Here is a 26734-nt window from a genome sequence, read left to right on the forward strand (position 1 = left end):
GGCCACGGACGCGCGGGTCCTTATCGGTGCTCTGCGGGTAGCCACCTGTCGAGGTAGGCGCGCAGACCTTCCAGGTGGGCGCCGCGAGCGGCGTAGCCGAGGTGGCCGTCAGGGCGCACGAGCCCGTGGGTCACGGTCGTCCACGGGCTTTCATCGCCGAGCCGGTGCACGTTGACCAGGTCGTTCCGTCCATCCAGCAGCGAGACGAGCCGTTCATCGCCCCAGAGCGCCGGGGGCCCGGACAGGAGCAGGTGCCACCCGGGCCCGGAGGTCCGCGCTTGGAGTCCGCGCGGCAGGTCGGGCAGCCGGTCACCCGCGCGCGGACCGCGCCTCGGCGACAGTGGGCCGGCGGTGGTGGCAGGGCTGTGGCGGTAGTGGATGCCCAGCTCCGACACCGTGCGGAAGAGCAGTCTGCGGGGCACGGTGGCCCACAGGGCCAGCGGGGCCAGGCGCGGAGCGAGTCGGGTGCGGGCGAAGCGGATGACCGGGTTGCTGCTGGTAGCGATGGTGAACGCCTTGTCGGTGAAGCGCAGCACGCTGCGGCCGACCGGAGCGCGCTCGGCCTCGTACGTCCCCAGCCATTCCTCAGGGGCCCTTCCCCGGCTCACGAGGGCGAGCTTCCAGCCCAGGTTGAGGGCGTCCTGGATGCCGGTGTTCATGCCCTGGGCGCCGGCCGGGCTGTGGATGTGGGCGGCATCCCCGGCGAGGAAGAACGGTCCTGACCGGTAGCGGGCAGCTCCCCGGTTGTGGAGACGGAAGTCGGTCATCCACACCGGGTCACGCAACGCAAGCCGAACACCGGCGTATTGGTCAGTGATCTCCTGAAGCAGCCCGAGGTCCACCGGTGTGTCCGGGGCCCTCGGTGGCCGCATCGTGAGCATTCGCCAGGTGGCCGGCGAGCCGAGCGGGAAGAAGAACAGCACACCGGCCCCGGCCATGTACGCGTGCACCGCCCCGGGCTCCAGCCCATCGACCTCCAGATCGGCAAGCAGGAAAGTCTGCGGATAGGCGTACCCTTCGAAGCCGATGCCCGCTTGGGCCCGCACCGTACTGTGCGCACCGTCGCAGCCCACGACGTACGTCGCCTCGACGGCCTCCTCGACACCGCCCTCGCGGCGGAGCCGACAGGTGACGAACGCGCCCGTGCGTTCCAGATGCACCAGCTCCGTGCCTCGCTCCACGTCCACGTCCTGATCTAGCAGATGCTCGGAGAGGACGCTTTCGGTCTCCGCCTGGGAGAGGAACAGCAGGAACGGGTACGCGGTGTCGGCCAGCCCGATGTCGAACAACGGCAGCTGCACCACATGCCGGGGCAGATGCATCCTCACCTCTATCGCGGGGTTGCCGCGTCCCATCAGCTCGCCGGTCACCCCGAACGGGGTGAGTGCCTCCAGCGTGCGTGGCTGGATGGCCAGCGCGCGCGACTCACGGACTCGGTCGACAGAGCGGTCGACGATCCGGAACGAGGCGCCGTAGGCACGCAGTTGTGCGGCCAACGCGAGCCCGGTGGGCCCCGCGCCGACCACCAGCACATCCAAGGGTGCCGCCATGGATCCACGGTAGTGCTCGATCGCTTTGTCGACCGAATCCTACGTGGATCCGACGCCCGCAGGCTGGGCAAGAATCTCGCCGCACAGCACGACGCAGTCCGCGCAGATCCACACGTCCGGGCCGGAGACCAAGCCGGCGCTCCTCGCCTTCCGGTTTGCCGCTGAAGGAGCAGCGAGCAGAGATGTCGTCCGGGCGGCGTTTGCGACGGGCCCGCCAGCCGAAGGCAGTGCGGGGGACACTGACGTGGTGTGCAGTCGGCGCTTGATGTCTGCCACGTCGACGCCGAGGTCGTTGAGAACGCGGCGGGCCCGGGACCCCAGGTTGGTCGCAATGACCTCGAGGGCCGTCGGTGGACCAAGACCCGATGGCCGCCTGGGCGGTGCACAGCGACGGCGTGCAGGCCCTCCTCGACGATCAGGCCACCGCACACAAACTCCTGTCGGACCCGCACATCGGAGAGGTCCCACTGGACCAGGCGGTTTACCGGTTCTACACCGCCGATGTCTTCATGCATACCTGGGCCCTGGCACGTGCCACCGGCCAGGACGAACACCTCGATCCCGCCAAGTGCGCTCAGTTGCTCGCAAAAAAGCTACTCATTTAGGCGAAAAGCCGCCAAAGCGGCCCCAGGCTCAGACCCAGGCGAGACGAGGGCGTGGTGGACCGCGGCTACGGGTGGAGGCCGGCCTCGCCCACGACACGGATGCCCGTCTCCTCCCCCGGGCGGATGGCCAGAGGGCCCACGACGCGGATGCCGACCGGGGTGTCGTGACCCTGGACGGTCACGGTGACCATGGCGTCGTGGCCGTAGTACGCGACATCGGTCACCGTGCCCCCGACTGAGCCCTCGGAGTCCGTGTCCGTCAAGAGGAGTTGTTCCGGGCGGAGCAGGACTGTGCCGGTGCGTAGCCCTTCGGGCGGAGCAGCGAGGGGTACAGGACCCAGGGCGGTCAGGGCCATGCCGTCGCCTTCGACAGTCCCGGGGAGTAGCACGGCGTCGCCGACGAAGCCGGCGATCCAGGGGTCGGCGGGGTGCCGGTAGAGGTCCTGGGGGGTGGCGCACTGTGCGACTCGGCCGTCTCGTACGACGGCGACGAGGTCGGCGGTGGACAGGGCCTCCTGCTGGTCGTGGGTGACGAGGACGGCCGTGGCGCCGGTCGCCTGCAGTGCGGCTCGTACGTCCGCCCGCACTCCCGCCCGTAGCGCGCTGTCGAGGGCGTTGAACGGCTCGTCGAGGAGCACGAGCCCGGGTCGTGGGGCGAGGGCGCGGGCCAGGGCGATGCGCTGTTGCTGGCCGCCGGACAGCTCGTGCGGCATGCGGTCGCCGTAGCCCGCGAGGCCGACGAGTTCGAGCATCTCCTCGGTGATGCGCCGCCGTTCGGCCCGGTCGATGCCGGTCAGTCCGAAGGCGACGTTGCGGGCCACGCTCAGGTGCGGGAAGAGGGCGCCTTCCTGGGGCACGATACCGATACGGCGCCGCTCCGGCGGGAGGTGGACGCCGGGCCCGCTCAGGAGCCGGTCGCCGAGTCGGACGGTGCCCGCGTCGGCGCGCAGGAACCCGGCGACGACTCGCAGCATCGTGGTCTTGCCACAGCCGGAGGGGCCGAGGACCGCCGCCAACGCGCCTGCAGGGACGGTGAGTTCGAGGCTACGCAGAACCGGCTCTCCGGCTCCGTAGGACTTGGTGAGCCCTTCGACGTGCAGTGCGTTCGTGTCGTTCATGTCCGGTGCCTGCCTAGGAGGTACGAGGGGACGGCGGCCAGCAGAATCAGCACGGCGGCGTACGGGGCGGCGGCCGCGAAGGATCCGGCGCCGGTCTCGGTCCACAGTCGGGTGGCGAGGGTGTCCATGCCGGTGGGGCGCAGGAGGAGGGTGGCGGGCAGTTCCTTCATGCAGACCACGAAGGTGAGCGCCGCCCCGGCGGCCACGCCGGGAGCGGCCAGCGGCACGGTGATCTCGCGCAGGACCTGCCACGGCCGTCGCCCGAGTGAGCGGGCCACGTCCTCCAGGACGGGTGGCGCCTGGAGCACGGCCGCGCGGGTGGCGGCCACCGCGACCGGCAGGAAGAGGACCGCGTAGGCGCAGACCAGCAGCGGGAGTTGCTGGTACAGCGGGTAGGCGTAGCGCACGGCGAAGAACACCAGGGCGAGCGCAACGGTGATGCCGGGCAGTGCGTGCCCCGCGTACGCGGCCTGCTCCAGCAGACGGGCGCCGCGGCCCCTGTGCCGGGCGGCGATCACCCCGACCGGCAGGGCGAGGATCGTGGTCAGACCGGCTCCCGCCGCCGCGACCCCGAGCGTCGCCCCGGCCGTCTCCGCGAGTCCGCCGAGGTCCCAGGTGGCCGAGCTGCCGACGGCCAGCCAGTAGCCGAGGGTGCCCAGCGGGAAGGCGACGGCCACGGCCACCACCGCCCCGCACCACAGCTGGGCGAGCGGCCGCCACCGGCCGAGGGCGACCGGGACCGCCGGGCGGGCGGTGCCCGCACCGGTCCTGGCGTGCCCGGCGCGTCCGCGCGTACGGGCCTCGGCGGCCACCAGCGCGATGGTCATCACGACCAGCACCACGCTGAGGGCGGCGGCCGGGGTCCGGTCGAATGAGGCGCGGTAGGAGGTGTGGATGGCCCGGGTGAAGGTGTCGTACCGCATCAGTGACACCGCGCCGAAGTCGGAGAGCACGTACAGCGCGACGAGCAGCGCCCCGCCCGCGGCCGCCGGCCGCAGTTGCGGAAGCGTGACCCTGACGAACGTCCGCAGCGGCCCGAGCCCGAGGGAGCGTGCGGCCTCCTCCTGTGCCGGGTCGATGCCCCGCAGTGCGGCGGCGACCGGCAGATGCACGTACGGGAAGCTGACCAGCGTCAGGGCCAATGCCGCTCCGCCGAACCCGGCGAGGTCCGGCTCGGCCGACAGCCAGGCGAACGCGGCGACGTAACTGGGCACGGCCAGCGGCAGGGTGGCCAGCACCGACCAGGCGCGGGCTCCGGGCAGTGCGGTGCGCACGGTCAGCCAGGCCAACGAGATCCCCAGCACGAGGCAGGCCGCCACGACCACGGCGGTCAGACCGAGGCTGCGGCCGAGGAGGTCCAGGGTGCGTTCGTCGGCGACGATGTCCCAGGCGTAGGCCGGGCCGCGTTCCAAGGCGCGGACGGCGAGGTAGCCGAGGGGCAGCAGAGCGAAGAGGGCGGCCACGCAGGCGGGGACGAGCAGGACCAGCGGTGGCCTGCGGTCGGCCGTACGCGCTCTGCGTGGCGTAGACGCCCTTCCGCGGATGCGGAGTGAGCGGGCCGGTCGGCCCCGGTGTGCCTCGTGTTCGGGCCCGCCCGGGGCCTGGGCTCCGGTCGGGCGCGAGGTGAACGGCGATGTACGACGCACGGCGGGTCAGACCAGTCCGACGTCCTGGAGCATGGCCAGCGTCTCCTGGAGGGACTCCAGCTTGCCGAGGTCGATGTCGGGAGACTGGAGCGACTCGAACGGCGGCAGGCCCTCCACGGTGCTGGTGACGCCCGCGGCCAGCGGGTACTCCTTCGTGGTGTCCGCGAAGTAGGTCTGCGCCTCCTTCGACAGCAGGTAGTCCACGGCCTTCTGGGCGGTGGCGCTCTGCCCGCTGTCCTTGAGGATGCCGGCTCCGGCGACGTTGATCAGCGCGCCGGGGTCCTTGCCGGGCAGGAAGTGCAGCTTGGAGTTGACCTTGTCCTCGCCCTTCTCGGCGACCCGCTCGTACCAGTAGTAGTGGTTGACCAGGCCGAGTTCGACCTCGCCGGCCTCGACGGCGTCCAGGGTGGCGAGGTTGTGGGCGTACGTCTTGGCGCCGTTCGCCTTCAGGCCCTCCAGCCATATTCGGGTGGCGTCGTCGCCCTTGAGGACCCGCATGCCGGTGACGAACGCCTGGAAGGAGGCGTTGGTGGGCGCGAAGCCGACCTTGCCCTTCCACTCCGGCTCGACCACGTCGAAGACGCTGTCCGGGACCGTGCCCTCGGCGACTTTGTCCGGGTTGTAGGCAATCACGCGGACGCGCCCTGAAAGACCCACCCAGTCGCCCTCGGAGCCACGGTAGGCCTCGTCGACTTTGTCCAGGCTGGCCGTGGGCAGCTCCTGCAGCATGCCCTCCCTGGACAGGGCGCCCAGCGCGCCGGCGTCCTGGGAGAAGAACAGCCCGGCCTTGGTGCGGTCGCCCTCCTCCAGGATCTGCGCGGCCAGTTCGGCGCTGTCACCGTAGCGCACCTCCACCTTGGTGCCGACGGCCTTCTCCAGCTTGTCGAGGATCGGCTTGACCAGCTTCTCGTTGCGGCCGGAGTAGATGACGAGGCCGGAGTCGCCACCCGCACCTGCGCTGTCCTTGTCGTCGGAGCCACACGCCGCGAGGGCGGGGAGCAACAGGCCGGCCGCGAGCAGCGCGGTGATCCGGCGAACCGAGGGGCGTCGCATGGTGTGTGCCTTCCTACGGGGCTCGCCTGTACGCCGCCGGTCACGTCGGTGCGGAGCGGGGGGCGAAGCGATCCTGTGTCTCTGCTGTGGCTTGATTATGACCATGCTATGAATAAGGTAAAGCTTACCTAATCGTCAAGGGCCATGTGCTGGCAGCGGACGTTGCCGCGGAAAGGGCGCGCCCCGTGATCCACCTCTCCGGATCCCTCCCGGCACCTGCCGTCCCCCACTCACCACCCGTACTGTGGCCGAAAACCGCGCCCTTCGCGCGCGGGCTCGCGGTGCACGGCGACCGCGTCGCGCTCATCACGCCGGACGAAGAGCTGTCATATCGCCAGCTGGCCGACCGGGTTACTGTCATCGCCGAACGCCTCGGGCCCGTACGGAGACTGGTGCTACTGGCCGGCGCCAACCGCGCCGAAGCGCTCGTCACATACCTGGCTGCCCTGGCCGCCGGTCACCCCGTCCTGCTCGTCCCCGGCGACAGCGAGAGCACGATCCGCTCGCTGACCGAGGCATACGCCCCCGACGTCATCGCCCGCCCCCACGCCGACGGGACATGGGCCCTCGACGAACGGCACCCCGAGACCGCCCACACCCTCCACCCCGACCTCGCCCTGCTGCTCAGCACCTCCGGCTCGACCGGCTCGCCCAAACTGGTACGGCTCTCCCACGACAACCTCCAGGCCAACGCCGAGTCCATCGCCACCTACCTCGGCATCGACGACAGCGACCGCGCGGCCACCACGCTGCCCATGCACTACTGCTACGGCCTGTCCGTCATCCACAGCCACCTGCTGCGCGGGGCCGGCCTGATCCTCACCGAGCGGTCGGTGTCCGACGCCGCCTTCTGGGAGGAGTTCCGAGCCGCGCGCGGCACTTCACTCGCCGGGGTGCCCTACACCTTCGACCTGCTCGACCGGATCGGCTTCGAGCGGATACAGCTTCCGCACCTGCGCCGCGTCACCCAGGCCGGGGGCCGACTGGCGCCCGAACGAGTCGCCTGGTACGCCGAGTTGGGCCGCAGCTCCGGCTGGGAGCTATTCGTGATGTACGGCCAGACCGAGGCAACGGCCCGCATGGCCTACCTTCCGCCGCACCTCGCCGCCCAGCGCCCCGAAGCCGTCGGTGTGCCGATACCCGGCGGCTCCTTCCGGTTGCAGCCGGTCGACGGTGAAGGCCCCGAAGTCGGCGAACTGGTCTACTCGGGGCCGAACGTGATGCTTGGCTACGCCGAGAGCCCGGCCGACCTCGCCCTCGGCCGGACCGTGCAGGAACTGCACACCGGGGACCTCGCCCGGCGCGCATCCGACGGGCTGTACGAGATCGTCGGCCGTCGCAGCCGCTTCGCGAAAATCCTCGGGCTGCGGATCGACCCGCAGCAAGTGGAGACCCTGCTGGAGGGACACGGGGTCACGGCGTACTGCGCGGGGGACGGGGAGACGCTCGCGGTGGCCGCGCTTGGCGGTGCCGACGAAGAGTCACGGATCCGGCGACTGGTCGCACAGGAGTGCGGGCTCCCGGCCCGCGCGATTCGAGTCGGGGTCCTCTCCGAACTTCCCCGCCTGGCCACGGGAAAGCCCGACTACGAGGCCGTAAGACACCTGACGCGCCCGGAGCAGGAGGAGACGACCGGCACCGGTGCGGATCTGCGCCGCCTTTTTGCGGAGATCCTCGACCGCACCGACGTCACCGAGTCCAGCAGCTTCGCAAGCATGGGCGGCGACTCCCTGTGCTACGTCGAGATGTCCCTGCGCCTGGAGGAGGTGCTGGGCCACCTGCCCACCCACTGGCACACCAAGACCGTCCGTGAGCTGAGGGACCTGGCGGCACCCGTTGCAGAGAGGCCGGAGGGACAGGACGGGCCCGAGACGAAGCCGGCCTCGGGTCTCATGCGGGCGCTGCGTTCGTTCACGGCCCCGCAGTCCTGGAAGACGCGCCGCACCCTGGAGACCGGCATCGCCCTGCGCGCCGTTGGGATCGTCCTCATCGTCGGCTCACACGTCCAGGTCTTCAGCATCAAGGGCTTCGCCCACATCCTCATCGGCATCGCGGGCTACAACTTCGCCCGCTTCCAACTGACCGACGCCGCACGCCGCGAGCGCGTACGACACGTGTGGCGCAGCATCGCCCGTATCGCGGTACCGAGCATGGTGTGGATCACCGGCGCGGTGGTCCTGACCGACTTCTACGACCCGGCCAACGCCGTCCTCCTCAACACCCTGGTATCCCAGGGGAACGACCGCTTCGACTGGGCCTACTGGTTCGTGGAAGCCCTGGTCTACTACCTGGTCGTCCTCGCCGCCCTCATGGCCGTACCACTGCTGGACCGGCTGGAACGGCGGTACGCGTTCGTCGTGCCGCTGGCGCTCATGGCCGTCGGCCTGATCGGCCGCTACGACCTGCTGGGCCTGGCGTCCGCCCGCCCCCAGCTGAGCCCCTCTGTGGTCTTCTGGCTGTTCGCACTCGGGTGGGCGGCCGCGCGGGCGACCACCGTGCCACAACGGGCCCTGCTCACAGCTGCGCTGCTGCTCACCATGCCCGGCCTGTTCCAGGACCAGCCCCTGCGCACCGCCATCGTGATCGCCGGGCTGGGGCTGCTGATCTGGGTGCCGACCCTGCCCAGCATCGGCCCACTCAGCGCCCTCGCAGGCGTCCTGGCGAGCAGCTCCCTCTACATCTACCTGACGCACTACCAGGTCTACCCCTACCTCCAGGAGGACTTCCCCCTCACCGCCCTGCTCGCCTCCCTCCTGCTCGGCGTCACCTACGCAGCGGTCGTGACCCGGGCCGCCCGAACAGCCCGGTGGCTGTGACCAGCTGCCCTCGGCCGCGAGCAGCCCGGCCGAGGGCAGCTGATGCAGTAGTCCAGGGGACGTCGTCGTGTAGGTGATCCCCTGCGTCAGCTCAGTCGCCATCCGGGCGATGCCGTCGTGTCGTCCGTGGCCGGCATGGCGGTGCGGTACACGGGGAGCCAGCGGGCGAAGAGGGTGAGACCGGGCAAGGCCGCGGCGACGAGGACCGGCCGTTCTGGCCCCCGCCGCGGCGTCCACTGCGTCGACATGCACACAGGCCGTAGCGACCCGTAGCGCGGCGACGCGGCCGAGGGCACCGGTACGGCCTCCGCCCGCAACGCCTCACAGGACCGCCGCCGCGCCGGGTCGGTGAGGCGGCCGACACGGTCGGCGTACTTCTGCCGTGCCGCCTGCCGCGAGACACCGAGGCGTTCGCCGATCACCGTCCAGGAGTGCCCAGCAGCACGCACCTGCCGTACAACCTGGTCGACGGCCTCATCTGCCTGACCGGACAGGTCCTGGGTGACGGCGATGACGGCATCCAGCAGGGCGAGTTCGTCGTCGGTGCCGACACGGGCGTGGGCCGCTGCGATGAGCTGCTCCACCCCTGGCTCTGCGCTCATGCTGACAACCGTGGATTGTCAGCAGCGAGGGTGATAATCCCTTGTTGTCATGTGTCTGCCGGTGTTCCGATGATGTTGCAGATGTCCGCATCTGTGCACGTGCTCCGGTCGGTGGCGGCGGCGCGTCCGGCCAGGCCGCGAAGGGCGGTTCGAGTCTTGCGCAGCTCGGCCATGCGCAGCTCGATGTCCGCGAGGTGCTGCTGGATCAGGTCCGTGACGTGGGCGCACGGTGCCTCGCCCGAGTCGCGCAATGCGAGAACCGAGCGGATCTCGGCGAGTGTGAGGCCGGCCGACTGGGCGTCGCGGATGAACGCAAGCCGTGTGGCGGTCTGGGCTGGGTAGTCGCGGTAGCCGCCCGATGTGCGGGCAGGGGCAGGCAGCAGTCCGGCCTGCTCGTAGAAGCGGATCGTCTTCGGCGTCACGTCGTTCGTTGCGGCCAGCTCTCCGATACGCATACCGCCGAGGCTACGCCTTGACCTTCCAGTGCACTGGAAGGTCTAACGTCGGTCGCATCCACAGTGACCTGGGAGGACGCGCCCATGCGCATCACGCTTCTGACAGTCCCCGACTGCCCCCATGCACCCCTGGCCCGGGAGCGGATCGACCAGGCGCTGGACGGCAGGGCCGCCGTGGTGGACGTGGTCGAGGTCTCCGATGAGGCGCAGGCTGCCCTGCTCGGTATGGCCGGTTCCCCCACCGTCCTCATCGACGGCGTCGACCACTTCGCCGTACCCGGTGGTGCAGCCGCCTCCATCTCCTGCCGGCTGTACCGCGCCCGGGACGGCCGGGCCGAGGGGTCGCCGAGCGTGGCCGACCTGCGTCGCGTCCTGGACATGGCTGAGGCCGACGATGGCTGCGACTGTCTACCCCTGGACGCGGCGGGGCGAAGTGGCCGCGGTCGGCTGGCGCCCGTGGCCGGAGGGCTGCGCGCTGCGCAGCAAGCAGTCCTGCGATCGTTCGCGTGCACCGGCCGGGCGCCTGAGGCCGCAGACCTAGAGCAAGTGTCCTGCGACTCCGGCCGCGAACCGGGCGAGGTACTGGCCGAACTGGCCGCCGAGGACTTCCTCACTCTCGACGCGCAGGGCCGTGTCCAGGCCGCCTACCCCTTCTCCGTCAGCCCCACCGCCCACCGGGTCCGGCTCGCCGAGGGTCCCGAGGTGTGGGCGATGTGCGCGATCGACGCCCTCGGCATCCCGGACATGCTCAACACCGACGCCGTGATCACCTCGACCGATCCGGTCACCGGCGAGGCCGTCACCGTCACTTCCACCGGCGGGCAGGTGGCCTGGCAGCCCGCCACGGCCGTGGTGTACGTCGGTCAACGCTCCTGCACCGGCCCCGCCGCCGACGTCGCCTGCGGGGCCTTGAACTTCTTCACCAGCCGCCGTGCTGCCGGCGCCTGGGCCGAGCAGCACCCGGACTACACCGGCATCACCATCGACCAAGCCCGCGCCGAGGCCCTGGGCCGATCCATCTTCGGTGCCCTCCTGGAGCCGGCGGATGGCAGCGTGCCGCAGCAGACCGAGGCCCACGAGCCCAACCAAGGGAGTGAATGATGGCCGGCATGCACATCCGCATCGACGCCGTCGACCTGCCCGGCCTCACCTGCCCGCCTGAAGCATTCACTGGCGACGCCGTTCCGGAGTACCGCAACATCCACGTGGCCGTGCAACGCCGAGACCGCCCCACCGAACTCCTCGACCCGCAGCCCGGCGATGCCGCCTCCGCGACCTGGACCCTGGAGTGCACCACGGCAGCCACACCCAACGGCACCGACGTGAAGGGCCCACATGTACAGGGACGTCCAGGAGCGAGGTTCATCTATCTGTCCTGGGGCACCGTCGACGACTCCGGCGCATTCACTATGTTCCGCCGCGCCAAGCTGATGCTCGATGCCGTACCCGACGAGATCCTCGACGCCGCCGTCCGCACCGGCATTCTGGTCGGCCGTCTCGGCCTGACCGACGGCCGCGGTGGACCGCTGTGCGCACGCGTCGTTCCACCACACATCTTTCATGGTGATGCGCAGCTTCGTCCCGACCGCGGTGCGCGTCGAGGTCGTGGACCCCGACGACCCCACGCCCTACGTCTACCTCTGCACCCAAACGCCCGAACGGCTGGCCGAGGCGCTCGGCGCGCGAACGTGACCCGGTGGCGTCGGACGACCATCTCTGGGACGGGTGCCAACCGGTAGGGAATGATGAGCGACCGTGCCGCGTGATGACGTGACCGGGCACGAAGGACGTGCCGGAGAGCACCGGACCAGCCGCGCGGGGACATGCGCGCGGTCCGGTCTGTTCGCCGTGCTCGGCACCATGCTCGCGACCTTCGGCCATCATGCGATCACCGACGGCACGGTGCCCTGGCGACTGGTGGGCACGTTGATCGTCACCCAGTTCGCGGCGGTCTGGCCGCTGGCACGCCGCCGCTACACGCCGGCCGCGACCGTCGCTTGCACGCTGGCGACGCAGGGCGCTCTGCATCTCGCACTGTCCTACGCGGACAGCGAGACCCCGACGGGCATGGCACCCCACGCCGGACACGTCACGGCTGCGGTGGGGGACGGGCATGTCTGGCACCATGCCGGGACGGCGATGACGACCGTCCATGTGGTCGCCGCACTGATCGGTGCCTGGCTGCTGCACCGGGCGGACGCACGGATTACGGCTGCCCTAGGCGCCCTGGGGACGCTCGCCAGGGCAGCCGTCGCGGCCCTCTCTCAGGTGCTGCCACGACAGGTGCACAGCAACGGCAGGCCGGGCTTCACGCTGCCCGGCCTGCCGCCGGGCGCTTCCTCCGAAGCGGTTGCACCGGCATGGGACGACGTACTGGAACACGCGGTGGTGCGCAGGGGACCACCGCGGCGGGTGTACCTCCAGCCCGTCACCCGGTCCCGGTAGTCCACGGGACAGGCTCATCCCGTATCAGCAAGGAGTTCCCCTGTGTCCATGTCCACGCACCCCGTGGCCCGTACGGGGCGCCGTATCGCTCTCGCCGGTGCCGTCGCCCTGACAGCCACGCTGGCCCTGGCCGCACCGGCCGCCGCGCACGCGGAGGTCGAGGCCGACAAGGCCCAGGCCCTGGCCGAGAACGCCACCCTCAGCTTCGTCTCCGAAGCCGAGTCCGACAGCGCGGGCTTCACGGAGCTGCGCATTGTGCTGCCCGAAGGCATCGCCCCCGGCGACGTCACGCTCGAAGAAGCCCCCAAGGGCTGGAAGTTGAAGGCCACCGACGATGGATACACCGTCGGCGGTTCCGCTCTGAAGACCGGCGTCGACGCCGAGTACAAGATCAAGGTGCGGCAGCTGCCGGACGCGAAGGAGATCGCGTTCAAGACGATCGAGACCTACAGCGACGGCAAGGTCTCGCGCTGGATCGAGCTGCCTGACGGTGGCGCGGATCCCGAACAGCCCGCTCCCGTACTGGAGTTGAAGGCCGCGGCGCCTGGGGCCAAGCCGGTGAGCCCCAGCCCGAGCGCCAGCCCGACGGAGAGCGAGACGCCGACCCCGACCCCGACGGCCACCGAGTCGGACGTCGCGGCCGCGGGCTCCGACTCCGACTCCGACACCAAGGGGGCCGAGGAAGACGACAGCGACTCCACGGGCCTGATCATCGGCGGAGTGATCGTGGCGCTGCTCGTCGTGGGTGGCGGTGCGTGGTGGCTGGTGAAGCGACGCACTGCCTCGCCGCCTAGCTGATCCCCCCAGGCGTTTCTGTGGGGCGGAATCACTTTCGCCCCACAGAGGCGCGCGGACCAGGCGCGAACACCGCAACAACGCTTCAGTAGGTGAAGTACGCCATGTTGGCCGAAGTTCGTATTGCCCCTACCATCTGGGGCGACAAGGACGACAGCGCCACGGAAGCCGGTGAAAGCCCGGCACGGTCGCGCCACTGTGTGCCACCCAGCCGACGAGGCATGGGGGGTGAGTCAGACCCAACGCTGTCGTCGAGTGCTCCACACGATGCGGGACGCGATGTTCCCGAGGAGGTCTCGCCATGGCGCAGTCCACCGCTGCCCCCACCCCCACCGCCCAGACCCTCACGCCGCTGCCGCTGCGCGCGATTGTCCCGTGGGCCGTCTTCTTCGGCGTCCTGATGCTGGTCCTGCTGTACTTCGTCGGCGCCGAGCAGAGTGCCACTGCCGTGGTCTCCGGTGAGGGTGTGCACGAGTGGGTGCACGACGCCCGCCACCTCCTCGGCTTCCCCTGCCACTGACGGAGCGCCCTTCCATGAACTCCGTCACCGTACGCACCTTGCTGGTGCGCGGCATGCTCGCCGGCATCGGCGCGGGCGTGCTCGCTTTCGTCTTCGCCTACCTGGTCGGGGAAGGCCCCGTGGACGCGGCCATCGCGTTCGAGAGTGCCAACTCCCATGAGCACGGCGGCGAGGAACTCGTCAGCCGTTCCGTGCAGTCAACGGCCGGGCTCGCCACGGGCGTCCTCGTCTTCGGTGTCGCCATCGGCGGCATCGTGGCCTTCGCTTTCTGCTTCGCGCTGGGTCGCATAGGCCGGTTCGGGGCGCGGGCCACTGCCGGGCTGACCGCTCTCGCCGGGTTCCTCCTCGCCTACCTCGTGCCGATCCTGAAGTACCCGGCCAACCCGCCCGCCGTCGGCAACCCCGACACCCTCGACAAGCGCACCATCCTGTTCGTCCTGATGATCGCCCTCAGTGTGCTGCTGGGCATCGCCGCCATCCTGCTGGGTCGCAGGCTCGCGCCGGCGTGGGGGAACTGGAACGCCTCCATCGCCGCCGGCGTCGCCTTCGTGGCGGTAGTGGCGATCGCGATGGTCGTTCTGCCGTCCGGCGAGAACACTCCCAAGGGCTTCCCGGCCACCGACCTGTGGGAGTTCCGTCTCGCCTCCATCGGCGTACAGGCCGTGCTGTGGTCGACCTTCGGGCTCCTGTTCGGCTTCCTGGCCGAACGCGTCCTCGAACCGAAGCCTGCTCGCCGCCAGGTCTCCACTCAGGCCGCCTGAACAGTCACTTATGCGAGGGCGGGATCTGCCGGGGGCGCGCCCGGTGGATCCCGCCCTCGTGTGTGTCGGGAGCCCGCGCCGATGAGAAGCGGCGGGCACCGATCGCTTGTGAGGAGCGTGCCGGAGCCCGGTCGCTCAAGCCGGTGACGGCCTGATGGTCACGTCCTGCGTGACCGTGACCTGGTCGACGTCGGTCATTCGTACCGTGACGCGCAGGGTCCAGGACCCGGGCAACGGGGGCCGCAGGCGGTCGGTGGTCCAGTAGCCGCCCCGGTCAACGAGCTTCGCATCCAACGGGCCCACTCCCTGGGCGCGATGCGTGAGGTTGACACGGAGTTCGGGGGCGGCGAAGGGAAGACCGTCGGCCCCGTACGTCACGGCCTCCACGGTGTTGTCGCCAACACGTCCCGGGGAGAAGGTGATCTGTACCTTGCCCTTCCCGTTCGGTATGCCGACATCGACGGGGACGAGTGCCACCTGCACCGTCGGTTTCCGGGATTCGGCGAGCGCGGTGGCGCTCTCCACGGCGGCTCGGCTGGGCTGGGTTCCGGTCAGCATCGTGGTGATTACCAGGACGACGACGCCGAGCACTGCCTCGACGGCGACCGAACGCTGCAGGGCGCGCCGGGAGGTGCCGACACCGGGCGCGCCCGGCTTTTCGGCGGGATCACCCGCAGTGGGAGGGCCGGTCAGGCTGTCTGCGTTCTCTGTGATGGTGCTGGTCGAGGAAGCGCCCGCGCCGACGGTTTGCGCGACGCGGACACGCTGGGGCTCGGCTGCGGAGACGATCTCCTGCCACGGCTTCTCCTGGAGAAGCTGCGCGGTCCACTGGCGCGAGAAGGCGGCCACGGTCAGCACTACGACCACGGCGATGGACTTGAGGGCGAGGAGCCTGCCGTACTCGGCGGTGGACAGCGCTTCAAGGGAGCCGACCTGCCGCCAGGACTGATAGACACCGGTGACGACCAGGACGGCAACCGAGATGAACGCCAACCGGGAGAAGCTCGCGACCGCTGCCACCGGAATCGTCATGTCGGCGGGCGCCCGGAACAGTGCGACCACCAGCGCGACCAGACCACCCAGCCATACCGCCATGGCGAGCAGGTGCAGCACCGAGACGGGGATCGCCAGCGGCACCTGGAGACCGGCGGACGCGTGCTCGGCGGCGGCCCAGGTGAGGGCCAGGCACACAGCGATGAGCGCGCCCACGACCCGGATGCCGACACCGAACTGCGGTCGCACGGTGAGCCGGTCGGAGGTGAGTTCGGTGGCCGGATCGGGCAACGTGCTGTCGCCCTCACTGCGGAGGCGGGCGAAGATCCGCGCCAGGAAGACCCCCGCCGCCGTGAGCAGCAACAGCCGTGCGGCCAGAGCCCAACCGCTCCTACCTGTGAGGGTCCGGCCCAACATCGACAGGTCGAAAACCGAGCCGAGACCCTTGCCGGTCTCGTAGGGGCCGCGGAGCAGCAACAGGACGACGGTGGAGGCGAACAAAGCCACCCAGCCGGTCAGCAGGAGCCGGCGTATCGGACGCAAGGCTGCACCGGCCGGCCAGCAGACGAGGGTGAACAGGGCGACGCCGATGAGCAGGGCGAGGCCGCTGTAGGCGACGTAGCGGAAGAATCCGTAGGGACGGGAGGTGGCGGTGTCGGCCCGGGATTCGAGCGGCACCTTGGCGGTGGTGGTGGACGGTTGGCCGATGGAGAAGGCGAACGCGCCGGAGATCGGGTGACTGTCCGAGGAGACGACCCGCCATGACACCGTGTAGGTACCCTCGGGCAACTTGCCCGTCAGCTGCACGCGCGGTGTTCGTCTTGCCGGCCGCGTGCCCGACGGTTCCTCGGTCGACCCGCAGGTTCTTCGGGGACAGGACGCGCAGTGAGCCGTCGGCGAGGCTGACGGTTTCGTTGAAAGTGAGCGTGAGCTGCTTGGGCGCGCTCTTGAGGACGGAGACGTCAGCGGGGTCGGACTTGGTCAGGACGGCGTGGGCGGAGGCGGTTCCGGCGCCGCCGAGGAGGAGGGTGAGCACCGCGCCGACCAGGAGAAGGACGGTCAGCGGTTTCCTGGTCCAGCGTGGTGCCGTGGGCATGGAGCAGCCTCCGGGGACGGGAGTTGTGCGGGTGGTCGTGGCCGACTAGGGCTGCGTCGTTGGTAAGGATGCGACGGTCAGGACGGACCAGGCGTCGGACCTATGCCACGCAGCTGCTGGATCTTCCCGCCGATCTTGGCGCGGAAGTCAGGACCGGGACGCGACCGCGGGCGAGACCCTCGTACTGAGCCGCCGCCACCGCTCCGACGTCGAGATCGAGATCAGGTTCCGGCCGCTGACCGGCAAGAACGCCAACGGTGACCACCCGGAGATTCAGCGCGTCGATCTGATCGTCGGCGAGGTCACGGGTCCGAACTCCAACCTCGACTCCGACACGAACCCGACCACGGAGGTCGCGGCACGGTTCGGCCCGCGCGACTGGCGGAAGCAGGGGCACGAGTACGTCATCAAGCACACGCTGCGCAACGTCGAGACGGACCTCTACGCCAGGGTGCGCGGCACGAGCACCGACGAGGCCGAGCCGCTCGCCGACGGGCTGGAGAGCCCGTGGGACGACCTGTGGTTCTACTCGAACCCGGTGTTCGTCCGAGTCCGCTAGTACACCAGGTCGCCGACGGGGCCACTTCGGGCTGTGCCTTGGCCGAAGCCGGTCCCGTCGGCCCGGAACACCTGGTCGGTTCTGGGCCTCCGCGTGGGAAGCCGATAGTCCAGTTGTCTACTATGGCCTTGCGTAATCGTGGTGAAAGGAAGTCGGGGCCATGCGGCGGCTGGGGGATCTCGAAGCGGAGATCATGGATCGTCTCTGGACGTGGAACCGTCCGGCGACGGTGCGCGAGGTCGTCGACGACCTCAACAAGACGCGTCCCATCGCCTACACCACGGTGATGACCGTCACCAACATCCTCTACACCAAGGGCTGGCTGCTGCGCGGAAAGCAGGAACGCGGGCGGGCCTGGTTGTACACGCCGGTCCGGACCCGCGAGGCGTACGCCGCCGCGTTGATGGAGGACGGCTTGGGAGAGAGCAAGGACCGCTCGGCCGCGCTCGTTCACTTCGTCGAGAACATGTCCGAGGACGAGGTGGCCGCCCTGCGCAGGGCTCTGCGGAACGTGGGACGACAGGCGAAGGCGTGAACGCGGCCCCCTTCCTGGTCGGGTACACGGTGGCCGTGGGTGTGGTAGCCCCGCGCCTGCTCCTGCGTGCGGCCTGGCCGCACCGGGCGCCGGCCCTCGCCGCGGCGGTCTGGCACGCGCTGATGGTCGCGTTCGCGATCGGAGCCGCACTCGCGGCGTACAACCTGGCCATGCCGACGGAGCATCTGCACGCGGGGCTTGTGGGCCTGCTCCACTCCTGTGGACTGCACGTGGGCCCCGGCGAACCCGACCGGGTGACGGCGGACCGGCTCGCCGTCGCTCTGCCGGCCGGCATCGGGATCGCTCTGATCGCGAGCTTCGTCTCCCATGTCGTACGAGCGCGCCGCGCGCGGACACGGCACCGTGAGGCGGTCGATCTGGTTGGCCACCACTCGGCCCGGTTGCGTGCCACGGTCCTGCCGTACGGCCTCCCCGCGGCGTACTGCCTGCCCGGCCGCCGGCCACGCGTGGTGATCAGTGACGCGGCCGTGCGTGACCTGACGCCGGAGCAGCTCGCCGCCGTGCTGGAGCATGAGCGGGGTCACATCGTGGGGCGTCATCATCTGGCTCTGGCCGCCGCTCAGGCGTTCCACTCGGTGTTCCGCATGCTGCCGCTGGCCCGTCACGGGCGGGACCAGACCGCGCTCCTGCTGGAGATGGTGGCCGATGACCGCGCCCTGCGCCGGCACTCCGGTGAGGCGCTGGCCACGGCGATGTACGAGATGGCGTCGGCTCGCACGCCGAAGGGCGCGTTCGCGGCGGGCGGGCAGACGGTGCTGATCCGTCTCCAGCGAGTGCTCGGTCCTCGTCGGGCCCCTCACCCCGCTTTCTGGGGGACGGTGGCCACCGTGGCCGCGGTCGTTCCGCTGCTACCGCTGCTCGTCGCGTGCCCCCCTCTCCTCGCCTGACCGGATCCGATGCAAACCACCGTCACCTTGAGTCACTTGCGACCCTTACTACTAAGGCACTAAGTTCTAACGCGTTTACCAGGCCAACGTCGAAGGCTCCAAGCCGACGACCACAGGCCCTCCCCGGTCCCCGGACGCGCCCAGAGGAGTCACCCCGAGCATGGGAACCCACCGTCGGCCGAAGCCGCCCAGCCGTGCCCGGATAGCCACCCTCGGCGGCATCGCCGGCGCGGTCAGCCTCCTGCCGACCCAGAGTCAGGCGGCTCCGAAGCCAACGGTGGACGAGGTCCGCAAGCAGGTGGAACAGCTCTACGAGGAAGCCACGGGCCCCACAGAGGAGTACAACGGCGTCCTCGCCGAGCAGAAGAAGCTTCAGCGGGAGGTCGACGGCGCCCAGGACCGGCTGGCTCGCAAGCAGCAGGAGTTCAACGAACTGCGCGACAGGTTGGGCCCGTTGGCTGCGGAGCAGTACCGCAGCGGTGGCATCGATCCGAGCGTCCAGTTGTTCCTCGCCAGCGATCCGGACGACTACCTGGAGAAGGCCGAGGCAATCGGCCGCACGAGCGAACGCCAGGCCAACGCCCTGCGGGCCCTTCAGGGCAAGCAGCGGGAACTCGCCCAGGAACGTGCGGGCGCCGCGGAGCGACTGGAGGCTCTCCAGGAGGCGCGCACCCGGGCCAAGGAAAAGAAGGACGAGGTCCAGGCCAAGCTCACCAAGGCGCGCAAGCTCCTCAACAGCCTGACCGCCGCCCAGCGCGCCAGCATGGCGGCCGCCCAGGAGCGCGACGACGCCGCCGCGGGGGTCAGCGACTCCGCCGCCACCTACAACGGCCCCGCCAGCGGTCGCGCCAAGACCGCACTCGACTTCGCCTACGCCCAGCTCGGCAAGCCGTACGAGTGGGGCTCGACCGGCCCCAACTCCTTCGACTGCTCGGGCCTCGTGGGCGCCTCCTGGCGCACGGCCGGCGTTTCCCTGCCCCGCACCGTCAAGGAGATGTACGACGCCGGCCGGAAGGTGTCCAAGTCGGACATGCAGCCGGGCGACATCATCTACTGGTACAACGACACCCAGCACAACGGGATGTACGTCGGCGACGGCAAGGCCATCCACGCTCCGCGCACGGGCAAGAACATCGAGATCGTCCCCGTGGACTCCATGCCGTTCTACGCCGCGTCTCGGCCTTGAGTCGTCCAGCAGGCTCGGCCTCATGGTGATCGGTCAGCAGTTCAAGCCGTAGGCGTGGCTCCGGCCTCAGCGCGGAAGACAGGCCCGCACCGAGGCCCTGGATCGGGCGTCGCCGAACTCGAAGCACCGGCTGGAACGCGGCGACCCAGGAGCGAAGCAGCCCGGTCAGCCAGGTCCATGCGCCGCTGACCTGGAGAATGCCGACGATCACCAGCATCGCGCCGCCGAAGCGCATGACACCTCGTGCGTTGCGGCGAGCGAACCCGAAAACCCGCAATGCCCGGCGGAAGCCCAGGGCTGCGACGAGAAACGGCAGCCCCAGGCCGATGCTGTAGACGAAGGCGAGCAGAGCACCGCGGCCCGCACCGCCCGTGGTGAAGGAAAGGCTCATTGCGGCAGCGAGGGCGGGACCGATGCATGGGGTCCAGCCCAGGCCGAACATCACACCCAGCAACGGGGCCCAGCCAGGCCTGCACGCGGGTGGTAGCTGATGCGGAAGGTGCGGCCGGCCAAGGGGATGCGTTCGAAACCGCCGAGGAACACCAGGCCGAACAGGATCGTCATCACCCCGAGGATCCTCGTGATCAGGTCCTGGAGTTCCAGCAGTCGGTTTCCCGCGTAGCCCAGCGCCGCGCCGTAGCTGGCAAAGAGGACGGAGAAACCGAGGATGAACAGAGCCGTCCCGGCGACCATACGGCCCCGGCCTTCCCGGCCCGCATGCGCGTCGGCTGCTGTTACGCCGGTGGCATACGAGATGTATCCGGGCACCAGAGGCAAGCTGCAGGGCGAGAAGAACGACACGCCGCCCGCGAGGAGCGCGAGTGGCGCCGCCAGCAGCAGGGGGCCGCTGGAGACGACGTCGGTTATGCCTTGGCTCACGCGTGGCCTCCGAGGCAGGGTGGAGCTGTGGACGACACGCCACGCCAGGCAGTCCAGGCGAGCCTATTACTAAGCTACTTAGCAAGAGTGGGCGGGGGCCCGGGGGATGTCGCTTCGCTCCGGACGAAGGATGCGTCGCCCGCACCTTCGTCTGTACTCAGGCACGCGATGGCGCCGATGGACACTGCGCAGTTGTGCCCGCCAGTCACACCGCCCATAGGAACCGCTTAACATCTCCCGTAATGAGCCAGGCACAGTTGGCGCAGCCCAGAACACGCGGCTCGCGGAGGACCACGCGCGCCGCGGCTCTGTGTTCTGCCCTCGCCGTCCTGCTCACGGCGCTGGTGATGTGCCTTGGGTTCGCGGCTCATGGCAGCGACGGCACCAGTGCCATGACCAGCATTTCCGGCGTACAGATACCGTCGGGCAACCCGACCGACCACCATGCCGTGCCGACTGCACACCCGGGTGACTGCCCCGCCGGTGGCACGTGCTGCGCTCCAGCGGTCCATGAAGTGCGAGTGATCCTGGCCTCGCCCTCGCATACGCCGGCGGTTCTCCTGCCCCGCATGCCGGACCTCTCGAAGCCGTCCGGCACACCCGCGTTCCTCGCCCACGCCCCGCCAGCGGGGGCAGGACCCGACCTCCACGTCCTCCAGGTGCAGCGGACCTAGACGGACCTCTCGGCGGCGTGCGCTCACGCGAGTGGACGCGCCGAAGGACACGTCAACTCCCCGCATCCACCGCCGAAACGGCGGGAGGAAGGACCCCCACGTCATGAGCAAGACGAGCAAGAAGACCGCGGCCCTGTCGCGCAAGGCCCGCATCGAGGAGATGCGCCGCGCCGAAAGAGCCCGCGAGCGCCGCAACCGCATCATCGCCATCACGCTCAGCACGGTCATCGTGGCCGGTCTGGCCGGCTGGGGCGCCTATGCCCTCAACAGCGCCAACGAGAAAGACGAGCAGAAGGCCGCTGCAGCGAAGGAGCCCGTCGCGGGCGAGAAGACCTGGGACAAGAAGAAGCTCACGCAGAACCACGTCCAGGGCGCCGTGAAGTACCCGATGAACCCGCCCGTCGGCGGCGACCACCACCAGGCGTGGATGACCTGCGACGGGACCGTCTACACCAAGGCCATCGCGAACGAGAACGCCGTCCACTCGCTCGAACACGGCGCGGTCTGGATCACGTACAACGACAAGGCCACCGACGCCGACATCAAGAAGCTCGGCGACAAGGTCTCCAACACCCCCTACACCCTGATGAGCCCCGCCAAGGACCAGTCCGGGACCATCACGCTGTCGGCCTGGGGCCGCCAGCTCACCGTGGACAGCGCATCCGAGCCACGGGTCGAGCAGTTCCTGACCAAATACGTCCAAGGCGCCCAGACTCCTGAGCCAGGAGCCGCCTGCACAGGCGGCCTGACCGCCGCATGAGCGCCATGGAAACGCTCGCCGACGAGACCGAAGCCATGGAGAGCAGGGCCGAACGGACCCGGCCGAGGACACCGCCGCTGCTGATCGCCGCGGTGATCGTCCTCGTGCTGGCCCTGGCAGCGTGGGGGCTGACCGCCTACGGCGCGGGCGGCGATTCGGCCGTATCCAATCCTGCCTCGGACTCCGCCGACGCGGGCTTCGCCCGCGACATGGCCGTCCACCACCAGCAGGCGGTGGAGATGTCCTACATCGTGCGTGACCAGACGGACGACGAAGACGTCCGCCGGCTCGCGTACGACGTCGCGCAGACCCAGGCCAACCAACGCGGCATGCTGCTCGGCTGGCTGGACCTGTGGGGACTGCCCAAGAGCTCGTCCGACGGGTACATGAGCTGGATGAGGGCGGTGGGCACATGGGCCACGAGCCGAAGGACGGCTCCCTCATGCCGGGCATGGCCACCAACTCCGAGCTGGACAGACTTCGCCAACTGGAGGGCAAGCAAGCCGAAGTCCTCTACCTCCAGCTCATGTACGACCACCACATGGCGGGCGTGGACATGGCCCGTGCGTGCGTCAAGCAGTGCGATGTCGGCACTGAGAAGAGGCTCGCGGAAGGCATGGTCCAGGGTCAGCAGTCGGAGATGGGGCTGATGACCAGCATGCTCAAGGAGCGCGGCTCAGCGCCCAGGTAGTCCTGCGCAAGCGATGGTCCGCGGCAGCGCTGGAACGGCGGGCCATCGCACCCCCATGCGCTCGTTCGAGTGATACACCTTTCTCTGAATTCAGCGATTCCTGTACCGTCAAATGGTGCTCGTCGCCGCCACCCAGGCCGAGGTGCTCGCGCGCTTCGGGCGCGCCCTGGCCGATCCGATCCGCTGCCGACTCCTGCTCGCCCTGCGAGAACACTCCAACCACCCCGCCGAGTTGGCGGACCAGTTGGGCATCAGTCGCACCCGGCTCTCCAACCACCTCGCCTGCCTGCGCGACTGCGGCCTCGTCGTCGCGGTTCCGGAAGGCCGCCGCGTCCGGTACGAACTCAGCGCTCCCCAGCTCGCCCACGCACTGGGTGACCTGCTGGGCACAGTGCTCACCGTGAATGCCGAGGCAGTCTGCCCCGGCGCCGAGGACAAGGGCTGTAGCTGACCGACAGCTCCACCGCCCTGCCCCATCAACCTCCCTCCTCCTGCTCGACCTTGCACGCTTGAAGGGACAGTCATGGGCCACGACGACTTCGACGATCACAACCACGGACACACGGAAAGCCATGAACCGCCGACTTGTATGGGGGGAGCGGGACGCGGTCGGGTTGGCCGCTCCCCCCATACAAGTCGGCGGTTCAGCGTCGACCATTGAGGACCGTGGGCAAATCAGCCGCACGACCATCGCGGCCCTGGACCTCGGGTTCTGCAGCCACTCACGCGACCTTGACGTCTGATCATGAATTTGACCTTCACCAACCCACCGAACGAGGCGATTCGACCCAGATTCGACCCGGACTCACTCCCCTCGCGGCCACGACCAGCTTTGATCTGCAGTGATGCAAATTCTGCCGCTGTACCGGCCGTATGCCGCCAAAGAGGAGCCAGGAAAGCAAGAAAACGGGCATATGCCTCGACCGGGTGGTCGCCGATGGACACGCCCGTCACCGCGGGCAGACGGCATGGCTGCTGTCACCCTTGCCGGCGCGCAGCGGCGCAGTGCCCAGCATCAGTACCTTCACCAGGGAGTTTCAACGCACTCTTCCGTGACACGGAAGCCGTATTGCGCCCCCGTGCGGCCGGTATCGACGATGACGCCACGACCCAACGACGGGAGCCGAACGCCATGCCGCACATGACGACTTTCGCCAGGAACCAGTGGTACGTCGCCGCCTACAGCCAAGAGGTCGGGCGGGAGTTGCTCGGGCGGACGATTCTCGGTGAGACGCTCGTGCTGTACCGGACCGAGGAGGAGGGGACGCCGGTCGTGCTGCACGACCGGTGTGTGCATCGGCGTTACCCGCTGTCGGAGGCGCCGACGCGGCTGGACGGCGACCGGATCGTGTGCGGGTATCACGGGTTCACGTACGACACGACGGGCACGTGCGTGTACGTGCCGGGGCAGAAACGCGTTCCGCGGACGGCGCGTGTCGCCTCGTACCCGGTCGTCGAACTGGACTCCCTGATCTGGGTGTGGATCGGCGACCCGGCGCTCGCCGATCCGCAGGGCATCCCGCGGGCCAGGCACCTCGACTCCCCCGGCTGGGTCACCGTGCGCGGCATGGAGCCCATCGACTGCGACTACGGCCTGCTCGTCGACAACCTCCTCGACCTCTCCCACGAGACCTACCTCCACGGCGGCTACATCGGCACCCCCGAGGTCGCCGAGACGCCGATCACCACGGAGGTCGACGAGGGCGCCGGGATCGTACGGGTGAGCCGGCACATGGACGACGCCGAGTGCCCGCCGTTCTACGCCAGGTCGACCGGCATCGAGGGCCGGATCACCCGCTGGCAGGACATCGAGTACTTCGCCCCCTGCCTGTATCTGCTGCACAGCCGCGTCGCACCCGTCGGCGTGGTGCCCGAGCCGGACGGCACCGACCCGGGCGGCTTCCACACCGAGGTCACCTACGCCATCACGCCCTCCGGCGACGGCAAGGTGTACGACTTCTGGGCGGTCTCGCGGGACTGGGCGACGGACGACGACGAGGTCACCGAGTTCCTGCGAGGCAACAACCACACGGTCGTCATGCAGGACGTCAACGCCCTCGACCTGCTCCAGCGGACCCTCGGCACCGAGCGCCACGGCTACCAGGAGCTGAGCATCAACATAGACACCGGCGGCCTGGCCGCCCGCCGTATTCTCGCCCGGCTGGTCGAGGAGGGCGACAAGCCCGTGGAGAAGGTCCTGTGAGCAGCACCGGTCCGACCGGCGAGATCTACCGCATCGACTGGCTGCCGGGCACCGACGTCCTGCACGGCACCTGCCACTGCGGGCGCGAGCACACCGCGCAGGACCCGGTGGAGATGTGGGAGTGGATGCTCGCGCATCCCCAGGGGCACCAGCCGCGAGGAAACCGTTCATGAGTGAAGTCGTCCACGAAGTCGAACTCGTCGTCGGACGCAGGGAGTTCGCGGCCGACGGCGTCCTCGCCCTCACCCTGCGCCACCCACTCGGCGATCAGCTCCCCGCCTGGGAGCCCGGCGCCCACGTCGACGTCGTGCTCGGGCCGGGGCTGGAGCGGCAGTACTCGTTGTGCGGTGATCCTGCCGACCGGACGGAGTGGCGGATCGCCGTACTTCTTGAGCCGGACGGGCGCGGTGGATCCGCGCATGTGCACGAGCAGTTGGGGCACGGCGACAAGGTCCGGGTGCGCGGCCCGCGCAATCACTTCCGGCTGGAGCCCGCGCCCCGCTACCGCTTCGTCGCCGGCGGCATCGGCATCACCCCGATCCTGCCGATGCTGGCCGCGGCCGAGGCGGCGGGCGCCGAATGGGCGCTGCTGTACGGCGGGCGGACCCGTCGGTCCATGGCGTTCACCCAGGAACTGGGGCGGTACGGCCACCGGGTCACCGTCGCCCCGCAGGACGAGTCCGGCCTGCTGGACCTCGCCTCGGTGCTCGGCGGGCGCCCCGACGGCACGCTCGTCTACTGCTGCGGTCCCGGACCGCTGCTCGACGCCGTAGAGGAGTTGTGCCCGGCCGGGGTGCTGCACGTCGAGCGGTTCCAGCCGAAGGAGCAACCCGTCGGCGCGGACGGCGAGTTCGAGGTCGAGCTGGCGCGGAGCGGGCGAACGCTCACCGTCGCGCCCGGTGTCTCCGTGCTGGACACCGTGCGGGCGGCCGGCGTCGAGGTGCTCTACTCCTGCACCGAGGGCACCTGCGGGACCTGCGAGACCGACGTCCTCGACGGCACCCCGGACCACCGGGACTCCGTTCTCACGCGCCAGGAGCAGGAGAGCGGCGAGACGATGATGATCTGTGTGTCCCGCTGCCGGGGGAAGCGGCTGGTCCTGGACTTGTGATGCGCAGGTCGGCCTCGATCGCGGCGACCGTCGAGCGCAGCCGCGGCAGCAGGTCGCGCCGCACCGAGTCCACGGTGTTGCGGCCTGCGTGCACGGCGATGTTGACCGCCGCGACCACCTCGCCGTCCCGGTCCCGGACCGGAGCGGCGACCGACATCAGCCCCTCCTCCAGCTCCTGGTCGACGACGGCGTAGCCCTGCCGGCGGACGCGGCTCAGCTCCGCCCGCAGGTCGTCCGGCGAGGTGATGGTGCGCCCGGTCAGGGGATTCAACTCGACGCGGCCGAGCAGGACTTCGACCCGCTCCTGCGGACCGTGCGCGAGGATCACCCGGCCCACCGACGTGACGTACGCCGGGAAGCGCGTCCCCACCGTGATGGACGCCGTCATGATGCGGCGGGTCGCGACCCGGGCGACGTACACGATGTCGTCCCCGTCGAGGACGCACAGCGACGACGACTCCCGTACCTGCGCGACGAGTTGCTCCAGATGGGGCTCGGCGATCTGGGGCAGGGTGTAGCCGGCTAGGTAGGAGTAGCCGAGTTCCAGCACGCGCGGCGTCAGGCGGAAGAGGCGGCCGTCCTGGTGGACGTAGCCGAGGTCGGCGAGGGTCAGCAGCAGGCGGCGGGCGGCGGCGCGGGTCAGGTCGCAGGTGTGGGCGACGTCGCTGAGCGTGCGCGCGGGGTGGTCGGCGTCGAAGCAGCGGATGACGGCGAGTCCGCGTTCGAAGGACTTCACGAAGTGCGGTGCGCGGGCCTCGTCGGACATCGCCACC

23 protein-coding genes and 5 pseudogenes are annotated in these 26734 nt (G+C 69.8%); 18 read left to right on the forward strand and 10 right to left on the reverse strand.

All coding sequences use genetic code 11. The features are described 5' to 3' along the window. Positions 1–20 precede the first annotated feature (20 nt). Positions 21–1550 carry an FAD-dependent monooxygenase gene (locus AC3ETA_RS16290; RefSeq protein WP_432193600.1) on the reverse strand — a complete coding sequence of 510 codons (1530 nt, stop codon included), beginning with the start codon at positions 1548–1550 and terminating at the stop codon, positions 21–23. A gap of 365 nt (positions 1551–1915) precedes the next feature. Between AC3ETA_RS16290 and AC3ETA_RS16295 the strand changes: the two genes are divergently transcribed. Continuing rightward, entirely contained in the window at positions 1916–2155 is a 240-nt protein-coding gene (locus AC3ETA_RS16295) for a DinB family protein (protein WP_432193732.1), read from the forward strand. 65 nt (positions 2156–2220) lie between these two features. Here the strand turns inward: AC3ETA_RS16295 and AC3ETA_RS16300 are convergent, their stop codons facing one another. The 3 genes from AC3ETA_RS16300 to AC3ETA_RS16310 all read right to left on the reverse strand — a co-directional run bounded on the left by AC3ETA_RS16300 (position 2221) and on the right by AC3ETA_RS16310 (position 5972). Beyond that, on the reverse strand, positions 2221–3273 hold the full coding sequence (locus AC3ETA_RS16300) for an ABC transporter ATP-binding protein (RefSeq protein WP_432193602.1): 1053 nt from the start codon (positions 3271–3273) through the stop codon (positions 2221–2223). Then, positions 3270–4817, reverse strand: a complete 1548-nt coding sequence (locus tag AC3ETA_RS16305; protein WP_432193720.1) for an ABC transporter permease — start codon at positions 4815–4817, stop codon at positions 3270–3272. The genes AC3ETA_RS16300 and AC3ETA_RS16305 overlap by 4 nt, the downstream gene beginning before the upstream one ends. A gap of 108 nt (positions 4818–4925) precedes the next feature. Beyond that, complete coding sequence (locus AC3ETA_RS16310; protein ID WP_432193603.1) at positions 4926–5972, reverse strand: iron ABC transporter substrate-binding protein; 1047 nt, start codon at positions 5970–5972, stop codon at positions 4926–4928. Between the two features lie 185 nt (positions 5973–6157). On the opposite strand from AC3ETA_RS16310, the gene AC3ETA_RS16315 reads away from it, so the two are divergent. Next, positions 6158–8788, forward strand: a complete 2631-nt coding sequence (locus tag AC3ETA_RS16315) for an AMP-binding protein (RefSeq protein ID WP_432193604.1) — start codon at positions 6158–6160, stop codon at positions 8786–8788. Between the two features lie 86 nt (positions 8789–8874). Here the strand turns inward: AC3ETA_RS16315 and AC3ETA_RS16320 are convergent, their stop codons facing one another. Further along, a complete protein-coding gene (locus AC3ETA_RS16320) occupies positions 8875–9390 on the reverse strand; it encodes a hypothetical protein (protein ID WP_432193605.1) in 516 nt (171 codons plus the stop codon). Positions 9391–9437: 47 nt separating this feature from the next. After that, complete coding sequence (locus tag AC3ETA_RS16325; protein ID WP_432193606.1) at positions 9438–9845, reverse strand: heavy metal-responsive transcriptional regulator; 408 nt, start codon at positions 9843–9845, stop codon at positions 9438–9440. An 84-nt stretch (positions 9846–9929) separates the two neighbouring features. Here AC3ETA_RS16325 and AC3ETA_RS16330 point away from each other — a divergent pair, with 84 nt between their 5' ends. The 7 genes and pseudogenes from AC3ETA_RS16330 to AC3ETA_RS16360 all read left to right on the forward strand — a co-directional run bounded on the left by AC3ETA_RS16330 (position 9930) and on the right by AC3ETA_RS16360 (position 14366). Then, positions 9930–10946 carry an alkylmercury lyase family protein gene (locus AC3ETA_RS16330; RefSeq protein WP_432193607.1) on the forward strand — a complete coding sequence of 339 codons (1017 nt, stop codon included), beginning with the start codon at positions 9930–9932 and terminating at the stop codon, positions 10944–10946. Continuing rightward, positions 10943–11401 (forward strand): annotated as a pseudogene (locus AC3ETA_RS16335) (DUF5990 family protein); the annotation flags it as partial. The gene AC3ETA_RS16330 and the pseudogene AC3ETA_RS16335, both read left to right, overlap by 4 nt. Then, positions 11400–11537, forward strand: a pseudogene (locus tag AC3ETA_RS16340) (DUF3093 family protein); the annotation flags it as partial. The pseudogenes AC3ETA_RS16335 and AC3ETA_RS16340, both read left to right, overlap by 2 nt. 63 nt (positions 11538–11600) lie before the next feature. Further along, positions 11601–12290: a hypothetical protein gene (locus tag AC3ETA_RS16345; RefSeq protein ID WP_432193608.1), complete on the forward strand. Its 690-nt coding sequence runs from the start codon at positions 11601–11603 to the stop codon at positions 12288–12290. Positions 12291–12338: 48 nt separating this feature from the next. After that, positions 12339–13088: a DUF1775 domain-containing protein gene (locus tag AC3ETA_RS16350; RefSeq protein ID WP_432193609.1), complete on the forward strand. Its 750-nt coding sequence runs from the start codon at positions 12339–12341 to the stop codon at positions 13086–13088. Between the two features lie 298 nt (positions 13089–13386). After that, positions 13387–13605 (forward strand): CbtB domain-containing protein, encoded by a 219-nt coding sequence (locus tag AC3ETA_RS16355; protein WP_432193610.1) that lies wholly within the window; start codon positions 13387–13389, stop codon positions 13603–13605. A gap of 14 nt (positions 13606–13619) precedes the next feature. After that, on the forward strand, positions 13620–14366 hold the full coding sequence (locus tag AC3ETA_RS16360; RefSeq protein ID WP_432193611.1) for a CbtA family protein: 747 nt from the start codon (positions 13620–13622) through the stop codon (positions 14364–14366). A 135-nt stretch (positions 14367–14501) separates the two neighbouring features. Here AC3ETA_RS16360 and AC3ETA_RS16365 read toward each other — a convergent pair whose 3' ends face one another. Further along, positions 14502–16166 (reverse strand): copper resistance CopC/CopD family protein, encoded by a 1665-nt coding sequence (locus AC3ETA_RS16365; RefSeq protein WP_488187638.1) that lies wholly within the window; start codon positions 16164–16166, stop codon positions 14502–14504. A 55-nt stretch (positions 16167–16221) separates the two neighbouring features. Further along, a pseudogene (locus tag AC3ETA_RS16370) lies at positions 16222–16395 on the reverse strand (copper resistance CopC family protein); the annotation flags it as partial. Between the two features lie 779 nt (positions 16396–17174). On the opposite strand from AC3ETA_RS16370, the gene AC3ETA_RS16375 reads away from it, so the two are divergent. The 3 genes from AC3ETA_RS16375 to AC3ETA_RS16385 all read left to right on the forward strand — a co-directional run bounded on the left by AC3ETA_RS16375 (position 17175) and on the right by AC3ETA_RS16385 (position 19643). After that, positions 17175–17549: a BlaI/MecI/CopY family transcriptional regulator gene (locus tag AC3ETA_RS16375; RefSeq protein WP_432193612.1), complete on the forward strand. Its 375-nt coding sequence runs from the start codon at positions 17175–17177 to the stop codon at positions 17547–17549. Beyond that, positions 17546–18457, forward strand: a complete 912-nt coding sequence (locus tag AC3ETA_RS16380; protein WP_432193613.1) for a M56 family metallopeptidase — start codon at positions 17546–17548, stop codon at positions 18455–18457. Before AC3ETA_RS16375 ends, AC3ETA_RS16380 begins: the two co-directional genes overlap by 4 nt. Before the next feature lie 160 nt (positions 18458–18617). After that, entirely contained in the window at positions 18618–19643 is a 1026-nt protein-coding gene (locus tag AC3ETA_RS16385) for a C40 family peptidase (RefSeq protein ID WP_432193614.1), read from the forward strand. A 133-nt stretch (positions 19644–19776) separates the two neighbouring features. Here AC3ETA_RS16385 and AC3ETA_RS16390 read toward each other — a convergent pair. Further along, positions 19777–20522: pseudogene (locus AC3ETA_RS16390) on the reverse strand (cytochrome c biogenesis CcdA family protein); the annotation flags it as partial. A 777-nt stretch (positions 20523–21299) separates the two neighbouring features. Between AC3ETA_RS16390 and AC3ETA_RS16395 the strand changes: the two are divergent. The 6 genes and pseudogenes from AC3ETA_RS16395 to AC3ETA_RS16420 all read left to right on the forward strand — a co-directional run bounded on the left by AC3ETA_RS16395 (position 21300) and on the right by AC3ETA_RS16420 (position 25961). Beyond that, entirely contained in the window at positions 21300–21956 is a 657-nt protein-coding gene (locus AC3ETA_RS16395) for a thioredoxin-like domain-containing protein (protein ID WP_432193615.1), read from the forward strand. 35 nt (positions 21957–21991) lie between these two features. Continuing rightward, positions 21992–22647 (forward strand): annotated as a pseudogene (locus AC3ETA_RS16400) (DUF305 domain-containing protein). Between the two features lie 115 nt (positions 22648–22762). After that, complete coding sequence (locus AC3ETA_RS16405; protein ID WP_432193722.1) at positions 22763–23098, forward strand: ArsR/SmtB family transcription factor; 336 nt, start codon at positions 22763–22765, stop codon at positions 23096–23098. Between the two features lie 681 nt (positions 23099–23779). Next, positions 23780–24850 (forward strand): Rieske 2Fe-2S domain-containing protein, encoded by a 1071-nt coding sequence (locus AC3ETA_RS16410; RefSeq protein ID WP_432193616.1) that lies wholly within the window; start codon positions 23780–23782, stop codon positions 24848–24850. Next, the gene (locus AC3ETA_RS16415; protein WP_432193617.1) at positions 24847–25023 is read left to right on the forward strand and encodes a hypothetical protein; all 177 of its coding nucleotides are present in this window, start codon (positions 24847–24849) and stop codon (positions 25021–25023) included. The genes AC3ETA_RS16410 and AC3ETA_RS16415 overlap by 4 nt, the downstream gene beginning before the upstream one ends. Continuing rightward, a complete protein-coding gene (locus AC3ETA_RS16420; RefSeq protein WP_432193618.1) occupies positions 25020–25961 on the forward strand; it encodes a PDR/VanB family oxidoreductase in 942 nt (313 codons plus the stop codon). The genes AC3ETA_RS16415 and AC3ETA_RS16420 overlap by 4 nt, the downstream gene beginning before the upstream one ends. Here AC3ETA_RS16420 and AC3ETA_RS16425 read toward each other — a convergent pair. Then, positions 25876–26727: an IclR family transcriptional regulator domain-containing protein gene (locus tag AC3ETA_RS16425; protein WP_432193619.1), complete on the reverse strand. Its 852-nt coding sequence runs from the start codon at positions 26725–26727 to the stop codon at positions 25876–25878. The two genes, AC3ETA_RS16420 and AC3ETA_RS16425, sit on opposite strands and share 86 nt — an antisense overlap. Between the last annotated feature and the right edge of the window lie 7 nt (positions 26728–26734).

The sequence above is a fragment of the Streptomyces sp. bgisy027 genome, assembly GCF_057710365.1.

Bases quoted from the DNA above. Each gene is read 5' to 3' on its own strand.
- AC3ETA_RS16290 (WP_432193600.1), bottom strand. From the start codon at position 1,550: ATGGCGGCACCCTTGGATGTGCTGGTGGTCGGCGCGGGGCCCACCGGG.
- AC3ETA_RS16295 (WP_432193732.1), top strand. From the start codon at position 1,916: ATGGCCGCCTGGGCGGTGCACAGCGACGGCGTGCAGGCCCTCCTCGAC.
- AC3ETA_RS16300 (WP_432193602.1), bottom strand. From the start codon at position 3,273: ATGAACGACACGAACGCACTGCACGTCGAAGGGCTCACCAAGTCCTAC.
- AC3ETA_RS16310 (WP_432193603.1), bottom strand. From the start codon at position 5,972: ATGCGACGCCCCTCGGTTCGCCGGATCACCGCGCTGCTCGCGGCCGGC.
- AC3ETA_RS16320 (WP_432193605.1), bottom strand. From the start codon at position 9,390: ATGAGCGCAGAGCCAGGGGTGGAGCAGCTCATCGCAGCGGCCCACGCC.
- AC3ETA_RS16325 (WP_432193606.1), bottom strand. From the start codon at position 9,845: ATGCGTATCGGAGAGCTGGCCGCAACGAACGACGTGACGCCGAAGACG.
- AC3ETA_RS16330 (WP_432193607.1), top strand. From the start codon at position 9,930: ATGCGCATCACGCTTCTGACAGTCCCCGACTGCCCCCATGCACCCCTG.
- AC3ETA_RS16350 (WP_432193609.1), top strand. From the start codon at position 12,339: ATGTCCACGCACCCCGTGGCCCGTACGGGGCGCCGTATCGCTCTCGCC.
- AC3ETA_RS16355 (WP_432193610.1), top strand. From the start codon at position 13,387: ATGGCGCAGTCCACCGCTGCCCCCACCCCCACCGCCCAGACCCTCACG.
- AC3ETA_RS16360 (WP_432193611.1), top strand. From the start codon at position 13,620: ATGAACTCCGTCACCGTACGCACCTTGCTGGTGCGCGGCATGCTCGCC.
- AC3ETA_RS16375 (WP_432193612.1), top strand. From the start codon at position 17,175: ATGCGGCGGCTGGGGGATCTCGAAGCGGAGATCATGGATCGTCTCTGG.
- AC3ETA_RS16385 (WP_432193614.1), top strand. From the start codon at position 18,618: ATGGGAACCCACCGTCGGCCGAAGCCGCCCAGCCGTGCCCGGATAGCC.
- AC3ETA_RS16395 (WP_432193615.1), top strand. From the start codon at position 21,300: ATGAGCAAGACGAGCAAGAAGACCGCGGCCCTGTCGCGCAAGGCCCGC.
- AC3ETA_RS16410 (WP_432193616.1), top strand. From the start codon at position 23,780: ATGCCGCACATGACGACTTTCGCCAGGAACCAGTGGTACGTCGCCGCC.
- AC3ETA_RS16420 (WP_432193618.1), top strand. From the start codon at position 25,020: ATGAGTGAAGTCGTCCACGAAGTCGAACTCGTCGTCGGACGCAGGGAG.
- AC3ETA_RS16425 (WP_432193619.1), bottom strand. From the start codon at position 26,727: ATGTCCGACGAGGCCCGCGCACCGCACTTCGTGAAGTCCTTCGAACGC.